Here is a 21,011-nt window from a genome sequence, read left to right as displayed (position 1 = left end):
GATGGCTCTCCTTGAGGTGCGAGGTTTAACCATGAAGTTCGGCTCCTTAGTGGCCAATCATGATATCTCTTTCGATGTAGAAGAAGGCTCTATAACAGGCCTCATAGGACCCAATGGGGCTGGTAAAACGACGCTCTTCAACTGTATCTCAGGCGCTTATAAGCCAACCGCAGGGAAGGTGTTATTTGCTGATTCTGATATAACCGGGTGGCCCCCTTATCGAGTGGCTCGCTTAGGAGCGGTGAGGACTTTTCAGGTAGTGCGTCCGCTCAACGATATGAGCGTCTTCGACAACATATTGGTGGGGGCTTTTTTGAGGGAGCGAGACCTAAATTCGGCTTTAGACGTGGCTGAGCGCTCTTTGCGATTGTGCCACTTAGAGGACTATAGAGACAAACTGGCCGGCGACCTCACGATAGGCTTGAAAAAACGCCTCGAGTTGGCGAGGGCTTTAGCCACTCAGCCTAAACTTTTAATGTTAGACGAAGTGATGGCTGGCCTTTCTGGAACAGAGTTAAAAGAAGCCATGGAGCTTCTGAAGGAGATGAAGGCCCAGGGCGTCACGCTATTGGTGGTAGAGCACGTGATGGAAGCGTTGATGCCCATAGCCGATAAAGTGGTGGTTCTGGATGGTGGAGTCAAAATAGCAGAAGGTCCACCTCGAGAGATCGTGGATAACGAAAGGGTCATAGCTGCATATTTAGGCGAGAAGTTCAGCAAGCGACTTAAGGAGCTGAAGGCGCAATGACAGGCCCGATCCTCAAAGTCACCGATATGTGTGCCGGTTATGGCAGCGTGCCGGTATTGCACGGCATATCCTTAGAGGTGTGCGAGGGCGAGCTCGTTGCTATCGTGGGAGCGAATGGCGCTGGGAAGACCACCACAATGCGCACTATAGCTGGACTCATGCGTCCCACGAGAGGCAACGTGGAATTTTACGGAGAAGACGTGACAGGACTTCCCGCCCATGTGATGGTGAAAAAGGGGCTGACCTACGTCCCGGAAGGCAGAAGGCTTTTTCAGAAACTCTCCGTGAGAGAGAACTTGGAATTGGGGGCCTTTGCTGAGAGAAATAGGGATACCATAGAAGAGCGCTTGGCCAGGGTTTACGACCTCTTTCCCATTCTAAAAGAGAGGTCAGGCCAGAAGGCTGAGACTATGAGCGGGGGCGAGCAGCAAATGCTCGCCATTGCAAGGGGGCTTATGAGTGCGCCCAAGCTGATCCTTCTCGATGAACTGAGCCTCGGCCTTCAGCCGAGCCTTGTAGAGCGGGTATTGCTAGCTGTCACTGAAATAAGACGCTTTAATGTCACAGTGTTAATGGTAGAGCAGCGCGTCTTGGAAGCGCTCGAGATAGCTGACAGAGGCTACGTAATACAATCTGGGCGAGTAGTTATGTCCGGCCCGTCCGGCCAATTGTTGAACAGTGAAGAAGTGAAGCGAGCATATCTCGGCATATAGGGGGGCTATTCTATGAACTACAGATCTCCATCGCAAGTAGCAGCAGAGGCGTGTCGTCTCGCCCGGAACAAGGCTTCTCTCTCTGTGGGGCAGATGCTACTGTTGGGAATACTGGCCGGAGCTTATGTAGCTTTTGCTGCCTGGCTTTATACTGTGGTGACCTGCGATATGACCGAAAAATTTGGGATGGGCTTCACAAAGCTCGTAGGCGCTTCAGCTTTCACGGTTGGCCTCATGATGGTGATAATCGGAGGGGCCGAGTTGTTCACGGGCAATTGCATCATGCCGTTGGGAGTAATGGCGGGGTACTGCTCCATTTCGCAAATGCTTCGCAACTGGTTTTGGGTATTTGTGGCGAATTACATAGGCTCTGCTTTAGTCGCTGCCTTGATATATGCCACAGGCCTTTGGGAAGGAACGACCGGCGCAAATGCCATAAAAATTGCTGCTGGAAAGATGAGCCTGCCGTTTCTGCAAGCCTTCGCCAGGGGTGTAGCCTGCAATTGGATCGTCGTGCTCACGGTTTGGATGAGCATGGCTGCTATGGACATTATAAGCAAGATAGGGATTATTTTCTTTCCCATCATGGCGTTTTTAGCCTCCGGCTTCGAGCATTCAATTGCGAACATGTATTTTTTGACCTTTGCCAATTTTATGAAAAGAAGCCAAGCGGCAGCTTTGGCTGGTATTTCGCAAGAAGAGTTGACGAACGTTACATGGCACGGCTTTTTTAACAACATGATCCCTGTAACGCTGGGCAACATAGTAGGGGGTGTCCTCTTCGTGGCCTGTTTCTATTTTCTCGTCTATCGAAGGGAGCTCCTCAGCCTATCTGACGAAATCGTCGACCTTTCGTCGCGCAAAAAAGAGGCCAAATCCTGAGGCCTGTCTGCGCTTTCGAGTCTAAAAAGACTTACTGTTTCTTGAGAGAGAGGAGTTGTTGCAAGCTCGAAAGTCTCGTTTAAAGGAGGGCAAAGCGTTAGGATAACCTCAGCATCGCTTCGCTTGCAGTAACGAGCTACAATTTTAGCTGCGACGAGAAGCGTCGTCTCAAAGGTATGGCCATAATGATGAAGGAGAGCAAGAGGGCCCTTCTTGTTTTGCGGATAGATAAGCCAATCTTCCTCTGACCGCAACCCCTCCAGGTTGCAGTTTTCACCTTCGTTGCGGCCTACAATTAAGTGCGTCTTGGGCGGCAGCCAGAAATGACGCCCGATTTTGAGGAGTTCGGCATGGCGAAACGAAACGTACTCTCCTAAGTGTTCGATGAGCCTGCTCAATTTCCTGCTATAATTTTGATCGGTGAGGAGACACCCCCCAGCCGGAGTAGGATAGAACGATATGCCCCATGCTTTAGCGAGTCTCAGTTGTTCTTTTCTGCTTCGTCCTCGTATGGCGAGCAGTTGACTGCGCTCTATCCACCCTGAGATCTCGGGCACTGTGGGTGGTAGCAGTTTAGCTGAAAGCGGCCGCAGGATCATACCGGCATAGCCTGAAGCTTTATCCACTTTCGTCAACGCTTCTAAGCTTTGCGACTTTGGGCGCTCGTCCAGCACCTCTCCTGTTGCCAAGAAATCGAATGCGCGCTCCTCCATTAGCTTTCCTGCCATCTCGATCATGAGGGCATGACAATCGATGCAGGGATTTCTGTGTCTTCCGAAGCCATGCGGAGGATTAAAGAGGAGGGGCATATATCTCTTTTCGGGCAGGGGCATAATCTCTATGGAATAACCGTAGGTTCTCGCCATGATGAGGGCCGTTTCCGGCGAGAAAAATGGGGTGACGAAGGTTACGTAATAGACCTCTACGCCGATCCTCTTGAGCAACTCCGCTGCGAGTACGGAGTCCAACCCTCCCGAAAAGAGGAAAATGGCCCTTTTCTTCGTTTTCATTGCAGGTCGACCTCCTTTAAGGGCGTTACGGCCAAAGGCCTGGTAAAATCTAACGGGAGAATTTAATAGAGGTGGAAAAGGATGAACAAAAGCGAAGAGCTGCGCAACTTTTGTATAATAGCTCATGTAGACCACGGCAAGTCAACTTTGGCCGACAGGTTTTTGGAGTTCACGAACTCCGTAGATTTCAACAAGAGACGAGACCAGATGCTCGATTCCATGGATCTCGAGAGAGAAAGAGGGCTAACCGTAAAGCTTTCTCCTGTACAGATGCGGTATTCTGCTCGCGACGGCCGCAAATATGTCCTCAATTTGATAGACACGCCTGGTCATGTCGACTTCAGTTACGAAGTCTCCCGTTCCTTGGCTGCCTGTGAGGGGGCCTTGCTGGTGGTGGATGCCTCGCAGGGAGTGCAAGCAAGGACCGTTGCGAATGCCTATTTGGCCGTATCTCAGGGCCTTGAAATAATCCCTGTCATAAATAAAATAGACCTCCCTCACGCGAGAGCGGAGGAAGTAAAAAGGGAGATCGAAGATATTATAGGCATCGATGCGAGCGATGCCATCCTCGCCTCCGCCAAGGAAGGCATCGGTATCGAGGAGATCCTGGAGCGCATAGTGAAGCAGATCCCGCCGCCTGGCGGCAGCGTTGATGCCCCCCTTCAAGCGTTGATATTTGACTCCATATACGACAATTATAGAGGGGTCATATGTTACGTGCGCCTTTTCAACGGGACGCTGAGGGTGGGACAGGCGATAAAATTTATGGCCACCGAGCGTGGTTACGAAGTGGAAGAAGTGGGCACCTTTCGCCCCCATCTGGTACCCGTCGATGAGTTGGGGCCGGGAGATGTGGGTTATGTGATTGCCAATGTGAAGTCACTCGTAGAAGCGAGGGTAGGCGACACGATAACCGATGCGCTTCGCCCCGCAGAGACCCCATTGCCAGGATATGAAAAGATCAAACCGGTAGTCTTTTGCGGTTTTTACCCGTTAGACAGCGATGATTACGGCAAGCTCAGGGAGTCCCTCGAGAAGTTGCAGTTGAACGACGCTTCCCTTGCGTTCGAGCCGGAGACATCAGCCGCCCTTGGTTTCGGCTTCCGCTGCGGTTTCTTGGGTCTTCTTCACATGGATATCACTAAGGAGCGCCTGAGTCGAGAGTTCGGCGTGGAGCTCGTGGCCACGGCCCCTAACGTGGTCTACCAGGTCGTCTTGTCCGATGGGACGATCCTGGAGGTTCATCGCCCCTCCGATTTCCCGGAGAGCGGCAGAATCAAGGAGATCAGAGAGCCATATATACGTCTCACGATTTTTGTCAACCCCGATTGCGTCGGAAAGGTTATGCAGCTGTGCCAAAACAGGAGAGGGCAATTTGTGATTATGTCATACATAACCCAAAACCGAGTGCGTCTGATCTATGACCTGCCGCTCGCGGAGTTCATAGGAGACTTTTACGACAAACTCAACTCGGCCACCCACGGTTTTGCGTCGCTGGACTACGAGCACATAGGCTTCAGAGCAGACGACTTAGTCAAGGTCGATATACTGATCCACGGAGAGCAGGTGGATGCCTTTTCGTTTATATGTCATCGCAACGCCGCTTACCACAGAGCGTTGGCGGTCGTCCAAAGGCTGAAAGAGCTCATCCCTCGTCAACTCTTCGAAGTGGCCATTCAGGCCGCTGTGGGGCGCAAGGTTATCGTAAGACAGAGCGTAAGACCCCTTAAGAAGGACGTGTTGGCGAAGTGCTACGGGGGGGATGTGACGCGAAAGAGAAAATTGTTGGAGAAGCAGAAAGAGGGAAAGAGGCGCATGAAGCAGGTGGGCCGTGTCATGATTCCTCAGGAGGCTTTCCTCGCTTTCCTGCAGATGGAAGAGAAATAAAAAGATACGGCGCTGTCAGAGATATCGCTTTAGAAGCGTTCGACTCCCCCGTTTCCATCTATGTGCACCTGCCATTTTGTGTGAGGAAGTGTCCATATTGCTCTTTCTACAGCTTTAGAGCCTCCGAGGAGGAAATGGTCCTTTATCTGGACGCCCTGGAGGTGGAGTTAGCCATCTGGAAAGACCTCTGCGGCAGGCTTCCTGGCGTAAATACGCTATACCTCGGCGGCGGGACGCCTACGGTTTTGCCGCCTCGGCTCTGGGAGCGCCTGATGAGCTTGTTAGATGGGGCATTAGATTTTGGGCCTTGCCTGGAGGGCACAGTAGAGGCGAACCCAGGCTCTCTCTCTCCGGACCACTTGCACATCTTCAAGGAGTGGCGCATAAATAGGCTCAGCGTGGGCGTCCAGAGCTTCGATGATCATGAACTGTCTTGGCTCGCCAGGCCTTACGATAGGCACCAAGCCATAGAGGCCATAGAAAGATCAGTATCGGCAGGTTTTGCTGTGAGCGTGGACTTACTCTTCGGGCTTTACGGACAGACGCTCAGAAAATGGCACGAGAGCGTCGCTTTAGCGCTCGCTCTCGGCGTTTCTCATCTTTCTACCTATCAACTCACCCTTGAGCCTGGCACACCTTGGGGATCTTCACCACCCGAAGGCCTGCCGGATGGATATCCCTTCTACAGGTGGGTGCAATGGTACCTGGAAAAGAAGGGATTTATACAATACGAGATCGCAAGTTTTTCTCTGCCCGGTAAATGGTGTTGCCACAACCTGGCCTATTGGCATGGAGGCAATGTCTTGGGGCTGGGAGCCGGCGCTTGGAGCTACCTCGAGGGTCTGCGTTTTGGCAATGTAAATTCATATAGTAGCTATATGGATAGCATCGCAAAAAGAGCGCTTCCTATAGCATTTCGGGAGAGGCTCGACGACGAGAAGAGGGCAAGAGAAGCTGCGGTATTGGCGTTGCGAACGTGTTGGGGTATCTCTACAAGGAACTTCGTTCGTAAATATGGCTTGGACTACACAAGTAAGATACTCAGCTTGATTGGCAATTTCCCGGAAGAGTGTTTAGTCGTCAGAAAGGGGAGGGTCGCTTTGTCTAAGAAAGGGCGACGCGTGGCCAATGCTTTGTGGGCAGATATCATCTGAGACCGCGCACGCTTTTAGCGCTTTTGCTGATGGGAAGCGGCAGTAAACGGCGCTGACTTTGCGCCGCTAAGACAGCAGGAAGCCGGGTTCTTAGCTTTATTCCAGCTCTTTGGAGTTTATGAGCTTACCGCCCTGCGCTTCAATCTCCTCGAGCGCCTTTGCGCTGTCGCCGTGACTTACGTCTACTCCTCGCACGGCATCAGCTATCACATACGCCTCGAAGCCGAGTTTTAGAGCGTCTATAGCTGATGCCTTGACGCAATAGTCGGTTGCCAGACCGCACAAAAAAATCCTCCTCGCTCCAGCTTCGTTTAACGTGACGTGAAGATCTGTGCCGCCGAAGGCGGAATAGGCTTCTTCTTTCGGATTTGTGCCCTTGCTCACGACTATCACTTCCGGCGGCACGATCAGATCGGGGTGAAAGGCGGCTCCGGATGAATTTTGAACGCAGTGGGGAGGCCAAATGCCGTTATGCTTCTTGAAACTGCAATGGTTTTCCGGATGCCAGTCGCGGGAGAAAACCACCTTTCCACCTCTGTCAAGAAACAATCCGACGAGGCTATTCACCGTCGGCACTATTTCGTCGCCACCCGGCACGGGCAGTGCGCCCCCGGGGCAAAAGTCGACCTGAAGGTCGACCACGAGCAATGCGTCTCCGTGATTTACTTTCATTCCTTTGTCCACCCCCCACTGAGGCTATGTTTACAATTGTGAACAGTTTGCATGGTTATCTACTTGTTGCTGTAACCCCATGCGTTCAGTCCTCAACGTCAGCGCTTCTGAGATCAATGCATTACAGAAAGAGACGGATGCCTTTATATGCGCAACAGACTTTTAAACTTTCCTGCATCGATATTATAGACTTTGCCGTAGCCTCAAATAAAGGTTAAAATTTTTTCAAGAGTGAAGGTTTGAGGAGGGTCTATCATGAGTGATCCTTTTAATGCTATCTTGCGAGCTCTGCCCTCGATGGACAGTTTGTTGGCTAAGGGTTGGGTTCGCCCTTTCGAAGACGAGTTGGGGAGGAATGCCGTCAAGATAATAGCCTCAGAGATAATGGACGAGTTGCGAAGAGAAATAATCGCCGGACAAAGGGTGGAAGTGGAAGAAAATGCCGTAGAAGAAGAAATAAGACGATGCCTCGAGGTGCGCGTCAAGATGAAGCTAAAGCCTCTGGTAAACGCCACCGGCGTCGTCGTGCACACGAACTTGGGAAGGTCTCCCCTGGCACGGGAGGCGGTAGAAGCGGTAGCGAGCGTCGCCCGCTCTTACAGCAACTTGGAATACGATCTATCCAGGGGAAGCCGCGGCCACCGCGGCGACCACGCGGAATGGTTGTTAGAGCAAATAACAGGCGCTGAGTCCGCGCTCATAGTCAATAACAACGCAGGCGCCGTTCTGTTAACGCTCTCCACTCTGGCTGAGGGGAGAGAGGTTATAGTTTCACGAGGAGAACTGGTTGAGATCGGAGGGTCCTTCAGAATACCCGAGATATTGGGGCTTTCCGGCGCGAAATTGGTGGAGGTAGGGACGACAAACCGCACCCACCCAAAGGATTATCAGTCGGCCATAACGGACCAGACGGCTCTCATACTCAAGGTTCACCCATCAAACTACCGCATCGTGGGCTTTACCTCCTCCGTTCCGCGCAACACCCTCACAGACTTGGCTCACAAAAATGGGTTATACCTCGTCGAAGACCTCGGAAGCGGCGTGCTCGAAGACCTGACAGAAAGCGGCTTGCCGGGAGAGCCAACGGTGAGCGAATGCGTAAGAGATGGTGTAGATCTCGTGACCTTCTCCGGGGATAAACTCCTCGGAGGGCCCCAGGCGGGTTGCATAGTGGGGAGAAGAGATCTGGTAGATCGCATGAGATCCTACCCTCTTTTGCGGGCATTGCGCATAGATAAAATGACGCTGGCAGCTTTGGAAGCGACGCTTTCGCTTCACATGCGAGGAAGTTGGTCCTCCATTCCCGCGCTCGCCATGGTGACCGCCTCAGCCGAAGATCTCCTCTCTCGCTCCGAGGCGCTCGCTGAAAAGCTTAAAAACGCGCTGCCGTCATGGCGCGTTTTTGTGAAGAAAGTTTGCGACGTCGTCGGAGGGGGAGCTTTTCCGGAGCATCCGCTCGAGGGATACGCCGTGGCGGTGGTGTCACCCCATATGAGCGAAGATGAGCTTTGTAGTTTCTTGAGAGGCTTCAACCCTCCCGTCATATGCAACGTTTCAGAAAAGGCCTTACTGTTTCACGTGAGGACGTTGCTGCCGGGCGACGAAGATCATATAGAACGGGCCCTCGTTGAAACTCGGGGTGATAAAGGGTGAATGATACGATCGTCGAAGTGCCAGTGGCGTTAGGTACGGCTGGCCACGTGGACCACGGGAAGACAGAGTTGGTGCGCGCCCTTACCGGCGTTGACACCGACCGACTCTCTGAGGAAAAGCGAAGGGGCATTACCATAGAGCTCGGCTTTGCTCCCTTGGTGTTGCCCGATGGCCGTGTTGTGAGCATAGTCGATGTCCCTGGGCATGAGCGCTTCATACGTCAGATGACCGCTGGAGCTGCAGGTATCGATGCCGTCATCTTCGTGGTGGCTGCAGATGAAGGCGTGATGCAGCAAACCAGAGAACACCTGGAGATATTGGAGTTGCTTGGCATCCGCGACGGAATCATCGTCCTCACCAAGGCTGACCTTGTAGACGAAGATACGCTATCTCTGGCCAGAGCAGAAGTGGAGGAACTCGTCAAGGGCACATTCCTTGAGGGGAAATCGATTGTAGCTGTCTCCGCGGTAAAAGGATTGCACCTCGACGAACTAGTGAGAGAAATAGAAACACTTGTGAACCGCATTCCTCCGAGGAGCGCCAGTGGATCACTCTTTATGCCGATAGATAGAGCTTTTCCGATATCTGGCTTCGGCACCGTCGTGACGGGCACAATCTATGAGGGCACCGTCTCCCTCGGCGACGCTGTGGAATTGATGCCTAAAGAGATACGTGCAAAGGTGCGATCGCTCCAAGTTCATGGCAGACCTGTTCGACGGGCGCAAGCCGGCCAACGCGCGGCGATAAACCTCGCCGGTATTTCGATAGACAAAGTGAATAGGGGAGATGTGCTCTGCGGCGTAGGACTCTTGCGTTCGACCGAATGTGTCGATGTCTCCCTCAAATTGCTCGCCTCTGCCCCGATCAGCCTGAGGCACTGGCAACGGGTGAGGCTCCATGTTGGCACATCAGATCTCCTGGCCCGCGTTTCTCTTCTTTCTAAGGTTGAAATACATCCTGGAGACGAAACCTTCGCCCAGCTCCTCTTAGAGGACGACGTGGCGGTTAAAATTGGGCAGAGGTTCGTCATCCGATCTTACAGCCCTTTGAGGACCATCGGAGGCGGCGTAATCCTATTTCCCTATGGCAAGAGGCCGAAGGGGAAGGTCGGTCGTCTCAAGACACTGCAATTTCTTGAGCAGTTGAAGGCGGACACCAGCATAGAAGGGCGAGTTTTAGCCATCGTAGAGTCTCTCAAGTCTGTACGCCTTGAGGAACTGGCTATTCTGGCACAGGAAGATGGGGAGAAAATAACTTCCGTCGGCGAAAAGCTACAGAGAAAGGGCAAGTTGTACTTCTTCGGGGAAGGGGGAGGTTTGTTTCTTTCTATCTCGGCCTTTGATCAACTCGAGGATGAACTTAAACAGATTATGGAAGACTTCCACGGAGAAAATCCACACCTTCGCGGCATTTCGCTCGAAGAGACAGCGGCGAGGCTCTCTTTTAAGTTAGGTGCAAACCTGTTGCGAGCCATTGTCAAAGAAATGCAAGGCAGAGGAGGGATTACAATTGAGTCAGATGACAAGCTGCGACTTGCGAAATTTTCCCCTTCTGTCGACGAGAATCTTCAGAAGATATGTGATCAGATCATCAGCTTCTGCCTTGGGCGTGGTTTTCAATTGCCGACGGTTGGCGAACTCGCTGAGAGAGTGGGCGCTAAAGAAGAAAAACTGACGGAAGCGTTGGAGATGTTGAAAGAAGGAGGAGCATTGCAGTTCGTCGGCGGAGAATTCGTCCTTGTGCGCCAAATTGAGGAAGAGTTTGTGAGGCTCCTTCGAGGGTTGGAGGAGATAACGATTTCGTCGGTGAGAGATTCGACTAATGCAAGCAGAAAGTACCTCCTTCCTTTATTGGAATACATGGATGCAAAAGGGATAACGCGTCGAGCTGGCAATAAACGTATATTGCTAAAAAATCAAAAGTTGAATTGAGCATTATAATAAGATGAAGGGGTCTTGTATATAAATGAGAATAATAGTATAATTTATGCATCAATTTTCGGGAGTGAGGACCATGCCTTCGAACCTAGTGAATATCAGAGAATGGGTGACGCTCCACAAGGGGGCAAAGGTGCGCTGTCGAGAACTCAGGAGTCGCAGGAAGGTCGAAATCAAACAAGGCGTCATATTGGAAGCCTATCCGCGGCTTTTTACTATGTTCGTCGAATCTCAAAACAGTACGGTTTCTTTCAGGTATACCGATTTGCTCACCCATGAGGTGGAAATAGAACTTCTATCTGCCCCTGAAGTGACCATATGAATTTCACCATATTGAGTTGATCTTGACGATCTTGTTCGATCGTGGGAGCGAAAGCGAGAGATGCCTGAACAAGAGTGCGTTTTACCCAGCCCAGCCAAAGTGAATATCACGCTGAGGATTGTATCCAAGCGGGCTGACGGCTATCACGATCTCGTCTCTACATTCGTAAGGATAGATGGAGTTGAAGAGGTTTCCGTAAGATTTCGTGACATCTGCAATGGCAATGGAAAAGATGTGGTTCAAACTTACAACGCTCGTATTGACGGCGAAAACTTGATCAACTCCGCCATCTCTTTTCTTAGGAAGAGGAATCTGCCGATACCTCCGCTCGAAGTGAAGGTTTGGAAACGGATACCCCCGGGGAGCGGGCTCGGCGGGGGAAGCGGCAATGCTGCGTCGATCCTTCGTTGGGCGAAGAACAGATGGGGTGGCGATGTTGCCCCTATGGAAACGAGCGTCATAGGAGCCGACGTGCCGTTTCTTTTCAGCGGTCATCGCGCAGCGCTTGTTCGTAAAATCGGAGACGATTTCATGCCGATTGAACCCCCTGAAGGATATGCCTTTCTATTCCTGATCCCCAATTGGAGGGTTCCGACAGTTTATGCTTTCGGCAAGCTGGACCGATACTATGCCAGCTCAGGATGGCCGATGGACGAAGACGCGGCTATTGATGAGACATTGAAGCTGTTGAACAGGCTCAAAAGAGGCGATAGAGTCGGTCTTTTACCAAACGACTTCCTTCCTGCCTTAGCAGAGCATAACGATGCTTATAAAGAAATTTTTTGCTCTATTGAAAAGACCGGTGCATTGGCTTGGGGTTTGAGCGGCAGCGGCGCAGCGGCATTCGCTATATTCGAGGACACATGCGAGGCGCAAAGATCGAAGCAAAAGCTCTCCTCTTGTAGTCTGGTAGATCAAATAATGGTCTTTGCCTGAGCGAGGCGCGCGTGCCCCTCGCGAGAAGGCGGCGAATCGTTCCTGTGCTGGTTAAGGCCCTTCTCCCGTTTTATGCTATCCGGCCCGAGATTAAGATATTCCCCGAGGGCTCTCAGGCTGCGCGCGAACCTCAAACTCTGAAATTTGACCACCTTTATCTTTTGCGCTACAATCCCACGTAATTGACAGGAGGTGAACTTGCGTGCAAGTTAAACTTAACCGTGACGATTGCATAGGGTGTGGCGTCTGCGCACAGATATGTCCCGATGTCTTCGAACTTGACGAAGATGCCGGCAAGGCCAAAGTCATCAGGCCCGCAGGGGCGGAGTGCGCAAAAGAGGCGGCGGATAGTTGTCCGGTCTCTTGCATAAAAGTCGAGGAGGACAAAGAGTAAATATCGTGTCCCGCCGCTTGCTTTTGTCGAGTCTTCGTATATAATTTCGATGGGGCCCATAGCTCAATGGTAGAGCCACCGGCTCATAACCGGAAGGTTCCTGGTTCGAGTCCAGGTGGGCCCACCATTTTTGGTTCATTCAATGAAGGCCACCTACCTCTGGTTTGGTGGCTTTTCTTTATCGAGCGGAGGTAGGGCGCATTGGGTGATGTGAAGGTATATACGGATGGGGCATCTCGGGGCAATCCCGGAGCTGCTGCCGCCGCTTTTGTGGTATATTGGCCTGACGGACGCGTCGATCACATGGGCTTGTATTTAGGCAGGACCACGAACAACGTGGCCGAATATGTGGCATTGGTGGCGGCCTTGCGCTACATCCTAAAGAGAGGAGTCGAGAGCTTTGCTCTTTTCTCCGATAGTGAGTTATTGATAAGGCAGATCAGAGGGAGATATGCGGTGCGGTCAGCCCGTTTAAAGCACCTTCATGAGGAAGCGATGTCGCTGTTATCCCGCTTTGATTCGTATTGCGTGGCTCATGTGCCCCGGGAGGAAAACTTCGAGGCCGATTGCTGGGCGAACGAGACGCTGGATGCGGCAAGAGCTGCTATGTCGGCATTTTAACGATAGATGAGGTGACATCTTTATGATGAAGCGTATTTTCAGCGGAATGCGACCAACTGGCAAACTACATCTGGGACATCTGGCTGGCGCCCTCACTAATTGGGTACGCCTTCAGAATGAATACGAATGCTTCTTCTGTATCGTTGACTGGCATGGCTTAATGTCAGAATATGCCGATAGTAAGATGATTAAAGAAAATTGCATTGAAGTCTTGCTCGATTGGCTATCTGTCGGTATCGATCCGAGGCGTTCAGTAGTCTTCATGCAATCTCATGTGCCAGAACACGCTGAATTGCATTTGGCCCTCTCCATGATCACGCCTTTGGGCTGGCTGGAGAGGAATCCTACATATAAAGAACAGATTTTAAACATGCAAAACAAGGATCTCGGCACTTATGCCTTCTTGGGTTATCCTGTACTAATGGCCGCAGACATTTTGCTCTACAAGGCAGAAGTGGTCCCTGTGGGTGAAGACCAGTCTGCCCACCTGGAAATAACCAGGGAGATCGCGAGGCGGTTTAACGGCTTCTTTGGAGAGGTCTTCCCCGAACCGCAAATGCTCCTTACGCCCACACCGAGGGTCCCCGGCACAGACGGACGGAAGATGAGCAAGTCTTACGGGAATGCCATAAACATCTCGGACCCTTTCGATCTCATATGGGAGAAGCTCAGGACGATGGTTACTGACCCAGCTCGCTACCGTCGCACTGACCCAGGAGACCCGGATAAATGTCCGGTCTGGGATCTACATAAGGTCTTCACGCAGGACCTGGACAAGAGAAAGGAATTGGATCGGGGTTGCCGCACTGCTGGGATCGGTTGTATAGATTGCAAAAAGGTTTTGTTCGAGAACATCAAGAGCGCTCTTTACCCGATTCAAGACAAAAGGCGCTATTACGAAGCTCACAGGGAAGAATTCCTGGATATATTGTATGATGGTGCTAAGAGGGCAAAGAGCGTGGCAGAAAACGTCATGGAGGAGGTTAAAGCATCGGTTGGCCTCGTGCTGTGATGGATGTATTTGAGGTAGAAATTGAGGGATTTTCTGGTCCGCTTGAGCTACTTTGCTCTCTTCTCGAGAGCGGAGAACTTGATGCTTCTCTCATCAATGCGAGAGAGATAGTATCCGCTTACTGGCAATTTCTCCATAAAAGCGGACGCACTTCTCTTGATGCGATCGCGGAGTTTCTCATCTTGGCAGCGCATCTTTTACTGAGCAAGGCCAAAGCTTTAATCCCCCCAGTTAGCGATGCCGTAATCGAAGAAGAGGAAGAAAATACATTGCCTCCGACGGAGAGCCTCCTTCCTTATCGCATAGCAGTTGATCTTCTCGCTAAGAAGTTTGCGGAGCGTCAGAGGTTCTTTAACCGCCCGCCCGAAGAGGGCTCTCCCGTATTTGAAGTGGGAGACGTATACTTATTATCGGCTATGTGGTGGGGATTATATGCGGAAAAGAACCACTTGGCCTGCCGTGTAGAGGATAAAGAGGGGTGGGAAGGTATTCCCATGCCGATTCCAGAGGAGGAGCAAGTGGAAAAGCGCATTGCCGAGGTTTGCTCTATCCTGAAGGAAAAGGGGAGGCTTTTTTTAGGCGATTTATTGGCGGGCAGGCGTAGCCGCTCGTATCTCGTGGTAACGTTGCTCGCACTGCTGGAACTATGCCGCTTGGGTCGAATAAGCTTGAGTCAGGAGGGCCGTTGGAGCGATGTGGCCATCGCCTTGCGATGACGAAAGGCGCAACTTGACGAGAAAAATCGAAGCCTTGTTATTCATGTCGCCACAGCCTGTTTCAACCCGGGAGCTCGCCTCGTTCTTGGGCTTTCCACTCGGTGAGGTTGAATCTGCCCTTGAGGGATTGACCGAACACTATGCTGCAGATCATGGCTTGTCGCTCTTGCGTTCGGCTGGTGGTTGGCAGATGACTACAGCCCCAGATTTATGCGAGGTGGTAGGCGGATTTCAAGTGAACGCCGAACGTCTGCGCCTGAGCAGGGCAGCCTTGGAATGCCTGGCTATAATAGCCTACAATCAACCAGTCACTCGTCCTGAGATAGAGGAGATTCGCGGCGTTCGAAGCGACCGTGTTATTGATACGCTTTTGAGGTGTGGTCTCATAAGATCAGCGGGAAGGAAAAAAGAGGCTGGAGCTCCGATTCTATACCGAACCACGGACCTGTTTCTCGATCTTTTCGGCCTCAATTCCATAGGGGATCTACCTCCCTTGAGCGAATATGACAGCGGTATTGAGGTAGGGGAATTGGATGAAAAACTCTCTTAAAGACAGATCCTCGGATGAGGCTATGAGAATAAACCGCTATCTGGCGCGCTGCGGCCTTGGGTCGCGCAGGAAAGTGGAAAGTTTGCTCTTTCGAGGCCGCGTGTGCGTAAACGGAGAGAGGGTGACTTCGCTGGCGCTCAAGGTTCTCCCCGGAGATGTAGTAACTGTAGACGGCTTGGTCGTCCACCCTACAGGTTTGTTGTATGCGGTCATGCATAAGCCGCGAGGGATCATCTGCGCCGCCTCTGACAAGTGGAATAAGACGGTTTTGGACCTCCTCCCAGTTGACGTCAAGGTATTGAGACCATTTCCGGTTGGGAGGCTCGATAAGGAGAGCGAGGGATTGTTAATCCTTACGAACGACGGGGATTTTGCTTTCCGCGTCGCCCATCCGCGTTTCGGCATCTTGAAAGAATATGAAGCCTTGCTCGATCGGCCCTTGGAGAAAAAAGACATGCTACGGTGGATGAGCGGGTTATGGGTTGATGAGTCAATGCGACGTCCCGTGCGGGTTACATCGATCGATAGAGATCCGGAGGGACAATGGGTTTCTGTAACCCTGGGAGAGGGTTTAAACCGAGAGGTTCGCAAGATGGTCGAAGTGCTCGGATATTCTATCCTGCGGCTGATCAGGAGGCGCATCGGCCGCCTGACTTTAGAAAGTATTGCGCCTGGAGAAACGGCAATAAAGTCCAAGGACTCGTTATGGCGCATGATCGTGGATGGAGGCTCAGTGTGAGAGAATTGGAACTCCGGAGGTGAAGACTTGTCATGGATGAACGAACCCGAGAATTGATACAGGTACGAGTGCTGAAGCGGATTAAAGACGTCCCTTCGTTACCACAATTTGTCATCGAAACGCTTAAAAAACTTGACGATCCGAGCACGAGTGCTTCCGATATTGCGGCTTCGCTTGCGAAAGACGAAGGTCTCGTTATGCGTGTTTTGAAATTGGCCAACTCAGCTTTTTATGGTTTGCCCCGCAAGGTCTCGAGCGTTACCGAAGCGGTTGCCTTGCTCGGCTTTAAAGCTATAAGGGGGATACTGCTTGCCGCATCAGTTTACCCATTCGTAGGGGGGAATTTTAGCGGTTACGCCCTGGACAGGGGAGAGCTGTGGCGCCATTCTTTGGGGGTGGCATATGTTTCGCGCTTTTTGGCTCAGAAGGTGGGCAACGGAGACCCCGAGGAATCGTATGTGGGCGGAATGCTTCATGACGTGGGAAAGATTGTGCTGAACGAATACGTGCGATTCGGATATAGCCTGATTGCCAAGCTCACGGAAGAAGAACGTGTGCCCTTTATGGAGGCGGAGCGCACCATCTTGGGTTTCGACCATGCGGAGGTAGGAGGGCTCGTTATCACGCAGTGGAATCTTCCCGAGGCCTACGCTTGCGCTGCCCGCTTTCATCACGAGCCGGAGGCCTTGCCGCATGACGAGGCGGAGTATAGATCGATCGTGGACAGGGTCCATTTGGCCAACGTCATCTGTTTGATGCTCGGTTTTGGCTTAGGCGTAGACGGGTTGCAATACCCAGTTGCCCCCGGTGTATTGGAGCGCATGGGCATTAAAGATCTTGAACCCGTTATGTCTGAGGCCGTGGAAATACTTACAGCGTTAGACGAGGAGATAAAGTTGGAATGAGCGCTGGTTGCCTGATAATAGCGATCGATGGGCCAGCCGGTTCGGGTAAAAGCACTGTGGCCAAAGCGGTGGCCCAAAGGTTAGGCATAGATTATCTGGATACAGGTGCCTTATATCGTGCGGTAGCTCTGTGGTTGGATAAACATGGCGTGCCGCCTGAGGAATCAGAGTGCCTTAGAGAAGAGCTAAGGAGGTTGCGCATTAAGATTAAAGGCGACAAGGTTTACGTCGACGGTTGTGATGTGACCGAAGCCATTCGTTCGTCGCGAGTCGACGCCGTAGTTTCAGCCTATTCGGCACTTCCAACTGTTCGAGAGTGCTTGTTTTCCATTCAGAGAGCCCAAGTCAACTGCAAAGGCTTGGTGGCAGACGGTAGAGACATGGGCACAGTAGTTTTTCCTGAGGCTCAAATAAAAGTTTTCCTGACGGCCTCGCCCGAAGAACGCGCCAGGCGTCGATGGCTTGAATCGTCCGACAAAGGAGGACTCACATACGAGGAGATCTTAAAGGGAATAAGAGAACGCGACGCCTTCGATTCCGGTCGTTCCCTCTCGCCTCTCAGGGCTGCCCGAGATGCTTGCGTAATCGACACCACCGGCCTTTCTGTAGATGAGGTGGTAGATCAAATAATAGAGCTTGTGGAGAATTTAAAACAAAACGATGGCGGCGATGGATAGAGTTTTTTACGGCTTTTCGAAAGCGCTTTGTTGGACATTTTTCAAGCTGTATAACCGCCTGAATTGCGGCAACCCTCCAAAGCTGCCAGAAGGGCCCGTAATCGTGGCGTCTAATCACTGCAGCAATTTGGACCCCGTGTTGGTAGGCGTTGCCTTTCCGCGGAGGCTGCGATACCTCGCCAAAGGAGAACTGTTCAGCATTCCTGTCTTGGGGTCTATCATAAGGGCCTTAGGTGCTGTACCGGTTAGCAGGGATGATAGTCTAAAGCGCGCCGCAGTTCTCAAGAAATTTATAGAGTTCTTACAAGATGGTCAAAGTGTCCTGATTTTCCCTGAAGGGGGGCGCTCGCAAGATGGCAAACTTCAACCACTGGAAGCTGGGGTGGCATATTTGGCTATCAAGTGTTGCGTGCCGATTGTGCCCGCATACGTGAGGGGTAGCCATCTGGCCATGCCTCCCGGGAGCAGCCGCATTAAACCGGTTCGCATGTCCGTCTCCTTCGGCCCTCTTTTAGATCCCCTAAATTTTTTAAGCCTTTCGCCGAATGAGGCGAGACGACGTTTACTTGAGCAATTGATAAAAGAGCTTAAAACGTTAGGAGGTGAAATGTGAAAAGACCTGTGGAAATCCAAGACAAAGACAGCAAAAGGGCATTATTGCTAATTTTGGGATCGCAAGAGGATCGAGAAGCCGAACTGCTCGCCGGCGAGTTGGAACTGCTATTGAAGAATTTAGGCATCACGCCAGTGGGGCGAATTTTGCAAGAACGGCGGTCTCCAGATCCTGCCTATTTTTTGGGTCGAGGCAAGGTTGAAGAGGCTAAAGTTTTAGCCGAGGCGATGGACGCAAATCTCTTGGTTTGCGACGACCCTCTCACTCCAAGCCAGATGAGCAATATCGGCGAATTGACCGGTTTAGAGGTTTGGGATCGTCACCTCGTGATCATGAAGATCTTCGAAGCAAGAGCTCGCTCCGCTGAGGCGAAATTGCAGGTAGAATTGGCTCGTTGCCGGTACGAGATACCGCGTCTGAAGGGTTTGGGGTTGCAGATGTCCCGCCCCGGGGGAGGCATAGGCACGAGAGGACCTGGTGAAACGGAGTTTGAGCGCCACCGCCGAAAGCTGATGCGACGGACGCACAATATCCGCGCTACATTAGAAAACATGCGCAGGCAGAGAGAGGACCGACGGAAGAGGCGAAAGAGGGTTGGGCTTCCGACCGTATCGTTGGTGGGTTACACCAACAGCGGTAAGTCTACGCTCCTCAAGAGACTGAGCGGTGATAAAAGCATATTGGTGGCCGATCAGTTGTTCTCCACGTTAGATACTACAGTGCGCAAAATTGTCTTGCCGCACGGGACGAGTGTCCTCTTTTCCGACACGGTTGGCTTTATCAGAAAACTGCCTCCTGACCTGATCGCTGCATTTCAGGCTACATTAGAAGAGTTAAAAAATGCGGATATTCTCCTCGTGGTGTTGGACGGAACCGATGATAGATGGGCCGAGACACTTAAGGTGATAGACGAAACATTAGCAGCTATAGGAGCTGCTAAAATCCCTCGGATGATCGCACTTAACAAGGTAGATGCGCTCTCTCGGGATGAGACGCTCAAGATCGTAAATCGCCTTGTGGCCGAAGGAGAAAGGGTTATTCCCATCAGCGCCCTTAGGGGTGATAATATCCCCTCGCTTCTCGATGCCATCGAGGAGGAAGTGAGCTATCTCCACGAAAGGCTGTTCGTAAAATCCAGTTAAAGCAGGTGAGATCGATGCTGTCGAGCATGACAGGTTTTGGAAGCGCTTCGGAGGAGCACGATTGGGGTTCGGCCACAATCACGATCTCGAGCACGAACGCCCGTCACAAAGAAATATCGGTCAGCCTGCCGAAGGAGCTTTCTCATTTAGAATATATCATTCAGGATATTGTTCGCGGCTTCTTTAAGCGAGGGAGAGCACAGGTTCGCCTGGCGGTCGTCTGGGCACCGGCTTTTGAGCTCGCCAAAATCGACGATGAAGTGCTTGAGAAATATTACCGCCATCTCAGCGAGGTGCACTACCGGCTCAAGCTGCTGGAGGAGATTCGTCTTGAACAACTCGTAAACCTGCCAGGAGTGGTAGTCGTCTCCTCTAAAGAGGAGGAGGCGCGGAAGGAAGAGATCCAGAAGGCTGTCGAAGGCTTAACAAGAGTAGCTGTATTGCGATGGCAGGAAATGCGGTTGGCAGAGGGTAGAAACATCTATCGAGATCTCTTGAAGCATTTAGAAAGATTCGAAGAAATTATTGCTATTATTAAAAAACGGTGGCCCATTGCTAAGGATTCGACCATCGATGCCATGAAAAGTCGTTTGCGTCAAGTCGTGGAAGGGCTTGAAGTTTTAGATGAAGGTCGCCTGAGTCAGGAGGTCGCGCTCTTGGCAGATCGTTGGGACATCGAAGAGGAGCTGAGTCGCTGTCGCAGCCATGCGGAGAGATTTCGAGCTTCCGTCGACGGGGATGAGGAAGTGGGGCGCAAACTCGACTTCCTCATCCAGGAGATGAACAGGGAGGTCAACGCTATGGCCTCTAAGGTGAGAGACGCGGAGATCCGTTGGCTCGTCGTAGAGGCTAAGACTGCCTTAGAGAAGCTGAGGGAACAGGTTCAGAATGTGGAGTAGGCCATGGAATACAGACTGATCCACATCGGTTTTGGGAATGTCGTCATGGCTGAGCGCGTAATAGCTATCATCCATGCCGATTCCGCCCCTGCTAAGAAACTAAAGGAGGAAGCCAAGATGAAGGGGCGCCTTGTGGATGCTACCCAGGGAAGGAGGACTCGAGCCCTGATAGTAACGGATAGTGGCTACGTTGTCCTCTCGGCGATTTTACCGGAGACAATCGCTCGTCGATTTGAAGGAGAAACGGATGGAACGAAGGAGAGGGCACCTTTTCATCATTTCCGGCCCTAGCGGTGCCGGTAAGAGTACGCTCAGGAAGAAGCTCTTGGAGCGCTTCCCCGACCTCGTCTACTCGGTTTCTTACACCACGCGCCTTCCGCGCCCAGGCGAGAGGGAGGGCTGGGATTACCGCTTCGTGGACGAGGACAAATTCAGAAAGCTCTTGCGAGAGGGGAAATTTCTCGAGTGGGCTCAGGTTCACGGAAATCTATATGGCACAAACCGGGAAGACGTGGAGAAGGCTTTGGAAGATGGTTGCGATGTTATATTGGAGATAGACGTTCAGGGGGCTTCTCAGGTCAAAAAGCAGATGCCAGAGTCAGTGTTGATCTTCGTCATGCCACCTTCTGAAACCGCCTTGGAAGAGCGCCTCTTATCTCGCGGATCAGAGGCCCCGGAGGCCATAAAGGTGCGTTTGGATAATGCCCAAAAGGAAATAGCTAGCGCGGCTACTTATGACCATATCATAGTAAATGACGATATAAATAAAGCCGTTGATAAGCTTGCAAGCATAATAGCACAATATAGAAAACACGAGAGGTGAAGACGC

24 protein-coding genes and 1 tRNA gene are annotated in these 21,011 nt (G+C 51.8%); 23 read left to right on the top strand and 2 right to left on the bottom strand.

Annotated features, from left to right (window positions below; all coding sequences use genetic code 11):
* The first annotated feature begins 1 nt into the window (after nt 1).
* From EZM41_RS10900 to EZM41_RS10890, 3 genes are read left to right on the top strand one after another with little or no spacing between them, the layout of a single operon-like run.
* Complete coding sequence (locus EZM41_RS10900) at nt 2–748, top strand: ABC transporter ATP-binding protein (protein ID WP_198471101.1); 747 nt, start codon at nt 2–4, stop codon at nt 746–748.
* Nucleotides 745–1,461 carry an ABC transporter ATP-binding protein gene (locus EZM41_RS10895; protein WP_198471100.1) on the top strand — a complete coding sequence of 239 codons (717 nt, stop codon included), beginning with the start codon at nt 745–747 and terminating at the stop codon, nt 1,459–1,461. Before EZM41_RS10900 ends, EZM41_RS10895 begins: the two co-directional genes overlap by 4 nt.
* Before the next feature lie 12 nt (nt 1,462–1,473).
* A complete protein-coding gene (locus EZM41_RS10890; protein ID WP_198471099.1) occupies nt 1,474–2,343 on the top strand; it encodes a formate/nitrite transporter family protein in 870 nt (289 codons plus the stop codon).
* Here the strand turns inward: EZM41_RS10890 and EZM41_RS10885 are convergent.
* Nucleotides 2,268–3,353, bottom strand: a complete 1,086-nt coding sequence (locus EZM41_RS10885; protein WP_198471098.1) for a hypothetical protein — start codon at nt 3,351–3,353, stop codon at nt 2,268–2,270. The two genes, EZM41_RS10890 and EZM41_RS10885, sit on opposite strands and share 76 nt — an antisense overlap.
* Nucleotides 3,354–3,434: 81 nt before the next feature.
* On the opposite strand from EZM41_RS10885, the gene lepA reads away from it, so the two are divergent.
* Both lepA and hemW read left to right on the top strand, forming a co-directional pair.
* Nucleotides 3,435–5,240 (top strand): translation elongation factor 4, encoded by a 1,806-nt coding sequence (gene lepA, locus EZM41_RS10880; RefSeq protein WP_198471097.1) that lies wholly within the window; start codon nt 3,435–3,437, stop codon nt 5,238–5,240.
* Nucleotides 5,241–5,302: 62 nt separating this feature from the next.
* Complete coding sequence (hemW, locus tag EZM41_RS10875) at nt 5,303–6,394, top strand: radical SAM family heme chaperone HemW (RefSeq protein ID WP_342449305.1); 1,092 nt, start codon at nt 5,303–5,305, stop codon at nt 6,392–6,394.
* A gap of 96 nt (nt 6,395–6,490) precedes the next feature.
* On the opposite strand, the gene EZM41_RS10870 is transcribed toward hemW, so the two are convergent.
* Nucleotides 6,491–7,066, bottom strand: coding sequence for a nicotinamidase (locus EZM41_RS10870; RefSeq protein ID WP_198471096.1), 576 nt, complete (start codon nt 7,064–7,066; stop codon nt 6,491–6,493).
* A 255-nt stretch (nt 7,067–7,321) separates the two neighbouring features.
* On the opposite strand from EZM41_RS10870, the gene selA reads away from it, so the two are divergent.
* From selA to gmk, 18 genes are all read left to right on the top strand, one after another.
* Nucleotides 7,322–8,719: an L-seryl-tRNA(Sec) selenium transferase gene (selA, locus tag EZM41_RS10865; protein WP_198471095.1), complete on the top strand. Its 1,398-nt coding sequence runs from the start codon at nt 7,322–7,324 to the stop codon at nt 8,717–8,719.
* Complete coding sequence (gene selB / locus EZM41_RS10860) at nt 8,716–10,650, top strand: selenocysteine-specific translation elongation factor (RefSeq protein WP_342449297.1); 1,935 nt, start codon at nt 8,716–8,718, stop codon at nt 10,648–10,650. Before selA ends, selB begins: the two co-directional genes overlap by 4 nt.
* 82 nt (nt 10,651–10,732) lie before the next feature.
* Complete coding sequence (locus EZM41_RS10855) at nt 10,733–10,978, top strand: Veg family protein (RefSeq protein WP_198471094.1); 246 nt, start codon at nt 10,733–10,735, stop codon at nt 10,976–10,978.
* A gap of 60 nt (nt 10,979–11,038) precedes the next feature.
* Entirely contained in the window at nt 11,039–11,914 is an 876-nt protein-coding gene (locus tag EZM41_RS10850; protein ID WP_198471093.1) for a 4-(cytidine 5'-diphospho)-2-C-methyl-D-erythritol kinase, read from the top strand.
* A gap of 202 nt (nt 11,915–12,116) precedes the next feature.
* Entirely contained in the window at nt 12,117–12,308 is a 192-nt protein-coding gene (locus EZM41_RS10845; RefSeq protein WP_198471092.1) for a ferredoxin, read from the top strand.
* A gap of 52 nt (nt 12,309–12,360) precedes the next feature.
* A tRNA-Ile gene (locus EZM41_RS10840) sits at nt 12,361–12,435 on the top strand.
* Nucleotides 12,436–12,518: 83 nt separating this feature from the next.
* Entirely contained in the window at nt 12,519–12,929 is a 411-nt protein-coding gene (locus tag EZM41_RS10835) for a ribonuclease HI family protein (protein WP_342449304.1), read from the top strand.
* 22 nt (nt 12,930–12,951) lie between these two features.
* On the top strand, nt 12,952–13,941 hold the full coding sequence (trpS, locus tag EZM41_RS10830) for a tryptophan--tRNA ligase (protein WP_198471090.1): 990 nt from the start codon (nt 12,952–12,954) through the stop codon (nt 13,939–13,941).
* Complete coding sequence (locus EZM41_RS10825; RefSeq protein ID WP_232619321.1) at nt 13,941–14,657, top strand: segregation/condensation protein A; 717 nt, start codon at nt 13,941–13,943, stop codon at nt 14,655–14,657. Before trpS ends, EZM41_RS10825 begins: the two co-directional genes overlap by 1 nt.
* Nucleotides 14,635–15,207, top strand: a complete 573-nt coding sequence (scpB, locus tag EZM41_RS10820) for an SMC-Scp complex subunit ScpB (protein WP_198471088.1) — start codon at nt 14,635–14,637, stop codon at nt 15,205–15,207. The genes EZM41_RS10825 and scpB overlap by 23 nt, the downstream gene beginning before the upstream one ends.
* On the top strand, nt 15,191–15,946 hold the full coding sequence (locus EZM41_RS10815) for a pseudouridine synthase (protein ID WP_232619293.1): 756 nt from the start codon (nt 15,191–15,193) through the stop codon (nt 15,944–15,946). Before scpB ends, EZM41_RS10815 begins: the two co-directional genes overlap by 17 nt.
* A gap of 32 nt (nt 15,947–15,978) precedes the next feature.
* Entirely contained in the window at nt 15,979–16,851 is an 873-nt protein-coding gene (locus EZM41_RS10810; protein ID WP_198471087.1) for an HDOD domain-containing protein, read from the top strand.
* Entirely contained in the window at nt 16,848–17,528 is a 681-nt protein-coding gene (cmk, locus tag EZM41_RS10805) for a (d)CMP kinase (protein ID WP_198471086.1), read from the top strand. Before EZM41_RS10810 ends, cmk begins: the two co-directional genes overlap by 4 nt.
* The gene (locus EZM41_RS10800) at nt 17,521–18,141 is read left to right on the top strand and encodes a lysophospholipid acyltransferase family protein (RefSeq protein WP_198471085.1); all 621 of its coding nucleotides are present in this window, start codon (nt 17,521–17,523) and stop codon (nt 18,139–18,141) included. Before cmk ends, EZM41_RS10800 begins: the two co-directional genes overlap by 8 nt.
* Nucleotides 18,138–19,283 carry a GTPase HflX gene (gene hflX / locus EZM41_RS10795; protein ID WP_342449296.1) on the top strand — a complete coding sequence of 382 codons (1,146 nt, stop codon included), beginning with the start codon at nt 18,138–18,140 and terminating at the stop codon, nt 19,281–19,283. The genes EZM41_RS10800 and hflX overlap by 4 nt, the downstream gene beginning before the upstream one ends.
* A gap of 14 nt (nt 19,284–19,297) precedes the next feature.
* A complete protein-coding gene (locus tag EZM41_RS10790) occupies nt 19,298–20,182 on the top strand; it encodes a YicC/YloC family endoribonuclease (protein WP_198471084.1) in 885 nt (294 codons plus the stop codon).
* Between the two features lie 3 nt (nt 20,183–20,185).
* On the top strand, nt 20,186–20,473 hold the full coding sequence (locus EZM41_RS10785) for a DUF370 domain-containing protein (protein ID WP_198471083.1): 288 nt from the start codon (nt 20,186–20,188) through the stop codon (nt 20,471–20,473).
* Nucleotides 20,430–21,005, top strand: a complete 576-nt coding sequence (gene gmk / locus EZM41_RS10780; RefSeq protein WP_198471082.1) for a guanylate kinase — start codon at nt 20,430–20,432, stop codon at nt 21,003–21,005. The genes EZM41_RS10785 and gmk overlap by 44 nt, the downstream gene beginning before the upstream one ends.
* Nucleotides 21,006–21,011: the final 6 nt, after the last annotated feature.

This window comes from Acetomicrobium sp. S15 = DSM 107314 (assembly GCF_016125955.1).
GTDB lineage: Bacteria > Synergistota > Synergistia > Synergistales > Thermosynergistaceae > Thermosynergistes > Thermosynergistes pyruvativorans.
This window is presented reverse-complemented; position numbering and strand designations above follow the sequence as displayed.

What these genes read in the sequence shown, in the direction of transcription:
- EZM41_RS10855 (WP_198471094.1), top strand. Translation starts at nt 10,733, where the DNA reads ATGCCTTCGAACCTAGTGAATATCAGAGAATGGGTGACGCTCCACAAG.
- EZM41_RS10815 (WP_232619293.1), top strand. Translation starts at nt 15,191, where the DNA reads ATGAAAAACTCTCTTAAAGACAGATCCTCGGATGAGGCTATGAGAATA.
- EZM41_RS10810 (WP_198471087.1), top strand. Translation starts at nt 15,979, where the DNA reads ATGGATGAACGAACCCGAGAATTGATACAGGTACGAGTGCTGAAGCGG.
- EZM41_RS10890 (WP_198471099.1), top strand. Translation starts at nt 1,474, where the DNA reads ATGAACTACAGATCTCCATCGCAAGTAGCAGCAGAGGCGTGTCGTCTC.
- EZM41_RS10870 (WP_198471096.1), bottom strand. Translation starts at nt 7,066, where the DNA reads ATGAAAGTAAATCACGGAGACGCATTGCTCGTGGTCGACCTTCAGGTC.
- EZM41_RS10900 (WP_198471101.1), top strand. Translation starts at nt 2, where the DNA reads ATGGCTCTCCTTGAGGTGCGAGGTTTAACCATGAAGTTCGGCTCCTTA.
- EZM41_RS10790 (WP_198471084.1), top strand. Translation starts at nt 19,298, where the DNA reads ATGCTGTCGAGCATGACAGGTTTTGGAAGCGCTTCGGAGGAGCACGAT.
- EZM41_RS10785 (WP_198471083.1), top strand. Translation starts at nt 20,186, where the DNA reads ATGGAATACAGACTGATCCACATCGGTTTTGGGAATGTCGTCATGGCT.
- EZM41_RS10885 (WP_198471098.1), bottom strand. Translation starts at nt 3,353, where the DNA reads ATGAAAACGAAGAAAAGGGCCATTTTCCTCTTTTCGGGAGGGTTGGAC.
- cmk (WP_198471086.1), top strand. Translation starts at nt 16,848, where the DNA reads ATGAGCGCTGGTTGCCTGATAATAGCGATCGATGGGCCAGCCGGTTCG.
- EZM41_RS10800 (WP_198471085.1), top strand. Translation starts at nt 17,521, where the DNA reads ATGGATAGAGTTTTTTACGGCTTTTCGAAAGCGCTTTGTTGGACATTT.
- EZM41_RS10850 (WP_198471093.1), top strand. Translation starts at nt 11,039, where the DNA reads ATGCCTGAACAAGAGTGCGTTTTACCCAGCCCAGCCAAAGTGAATATC.
- EZM41_RS10895 (WP_198471100.1), top strand. Translation starts at nt 745, where the DNA reads ATGACAGGCCCGATCCTCAAAGTCACCGATATGTGTGCCGGTTATGGC.
- gmk (WP_198471082.1), top strand. Translation starts at nt 20,430, where the DNA reads ATGGAACGAAGGAGAGGGCACCTTTTCATCATTTCCGGCCCTAGCGGT.
- EZM41_RS10825 (WP_232619321.1), top strand. Translation starts at nt 13,941, where the DNA reads ATGGATGTATTTGAGGTAGAAATTGAGGGATTTTCTGGTCCGCTTGAG.
- scpB (WP_198471088.1), top strand. Translation starts at nt 14,635, where the DNA reads ATGTGGCCATCGCCTTGCGATGACGAAAGGCGCAACTTGACGAGAAAA.
- selA (WP_198471095.1), top strand. Translation starts at nt 7,322, where the DNA reads ATGAGTGATCCTTTTAATGCTATCTTGCGAGCTCTGCCCTCGATGGAC.
- trpS (WP_198471090.1), top strand. Translation starts at nt 12,952, where the DNA reads ATGATGAAGCGTATTTTCAGCGGAATGCGACCAACTGGCAAACTACAT.
- lepA (WP_198471097.1), top strand. Translation starts at nt 3,435, where the DNA reads ATGAACAAAAGCGAAGAGCTGCGCAACTTTTGTATAATAGCTCATGTA.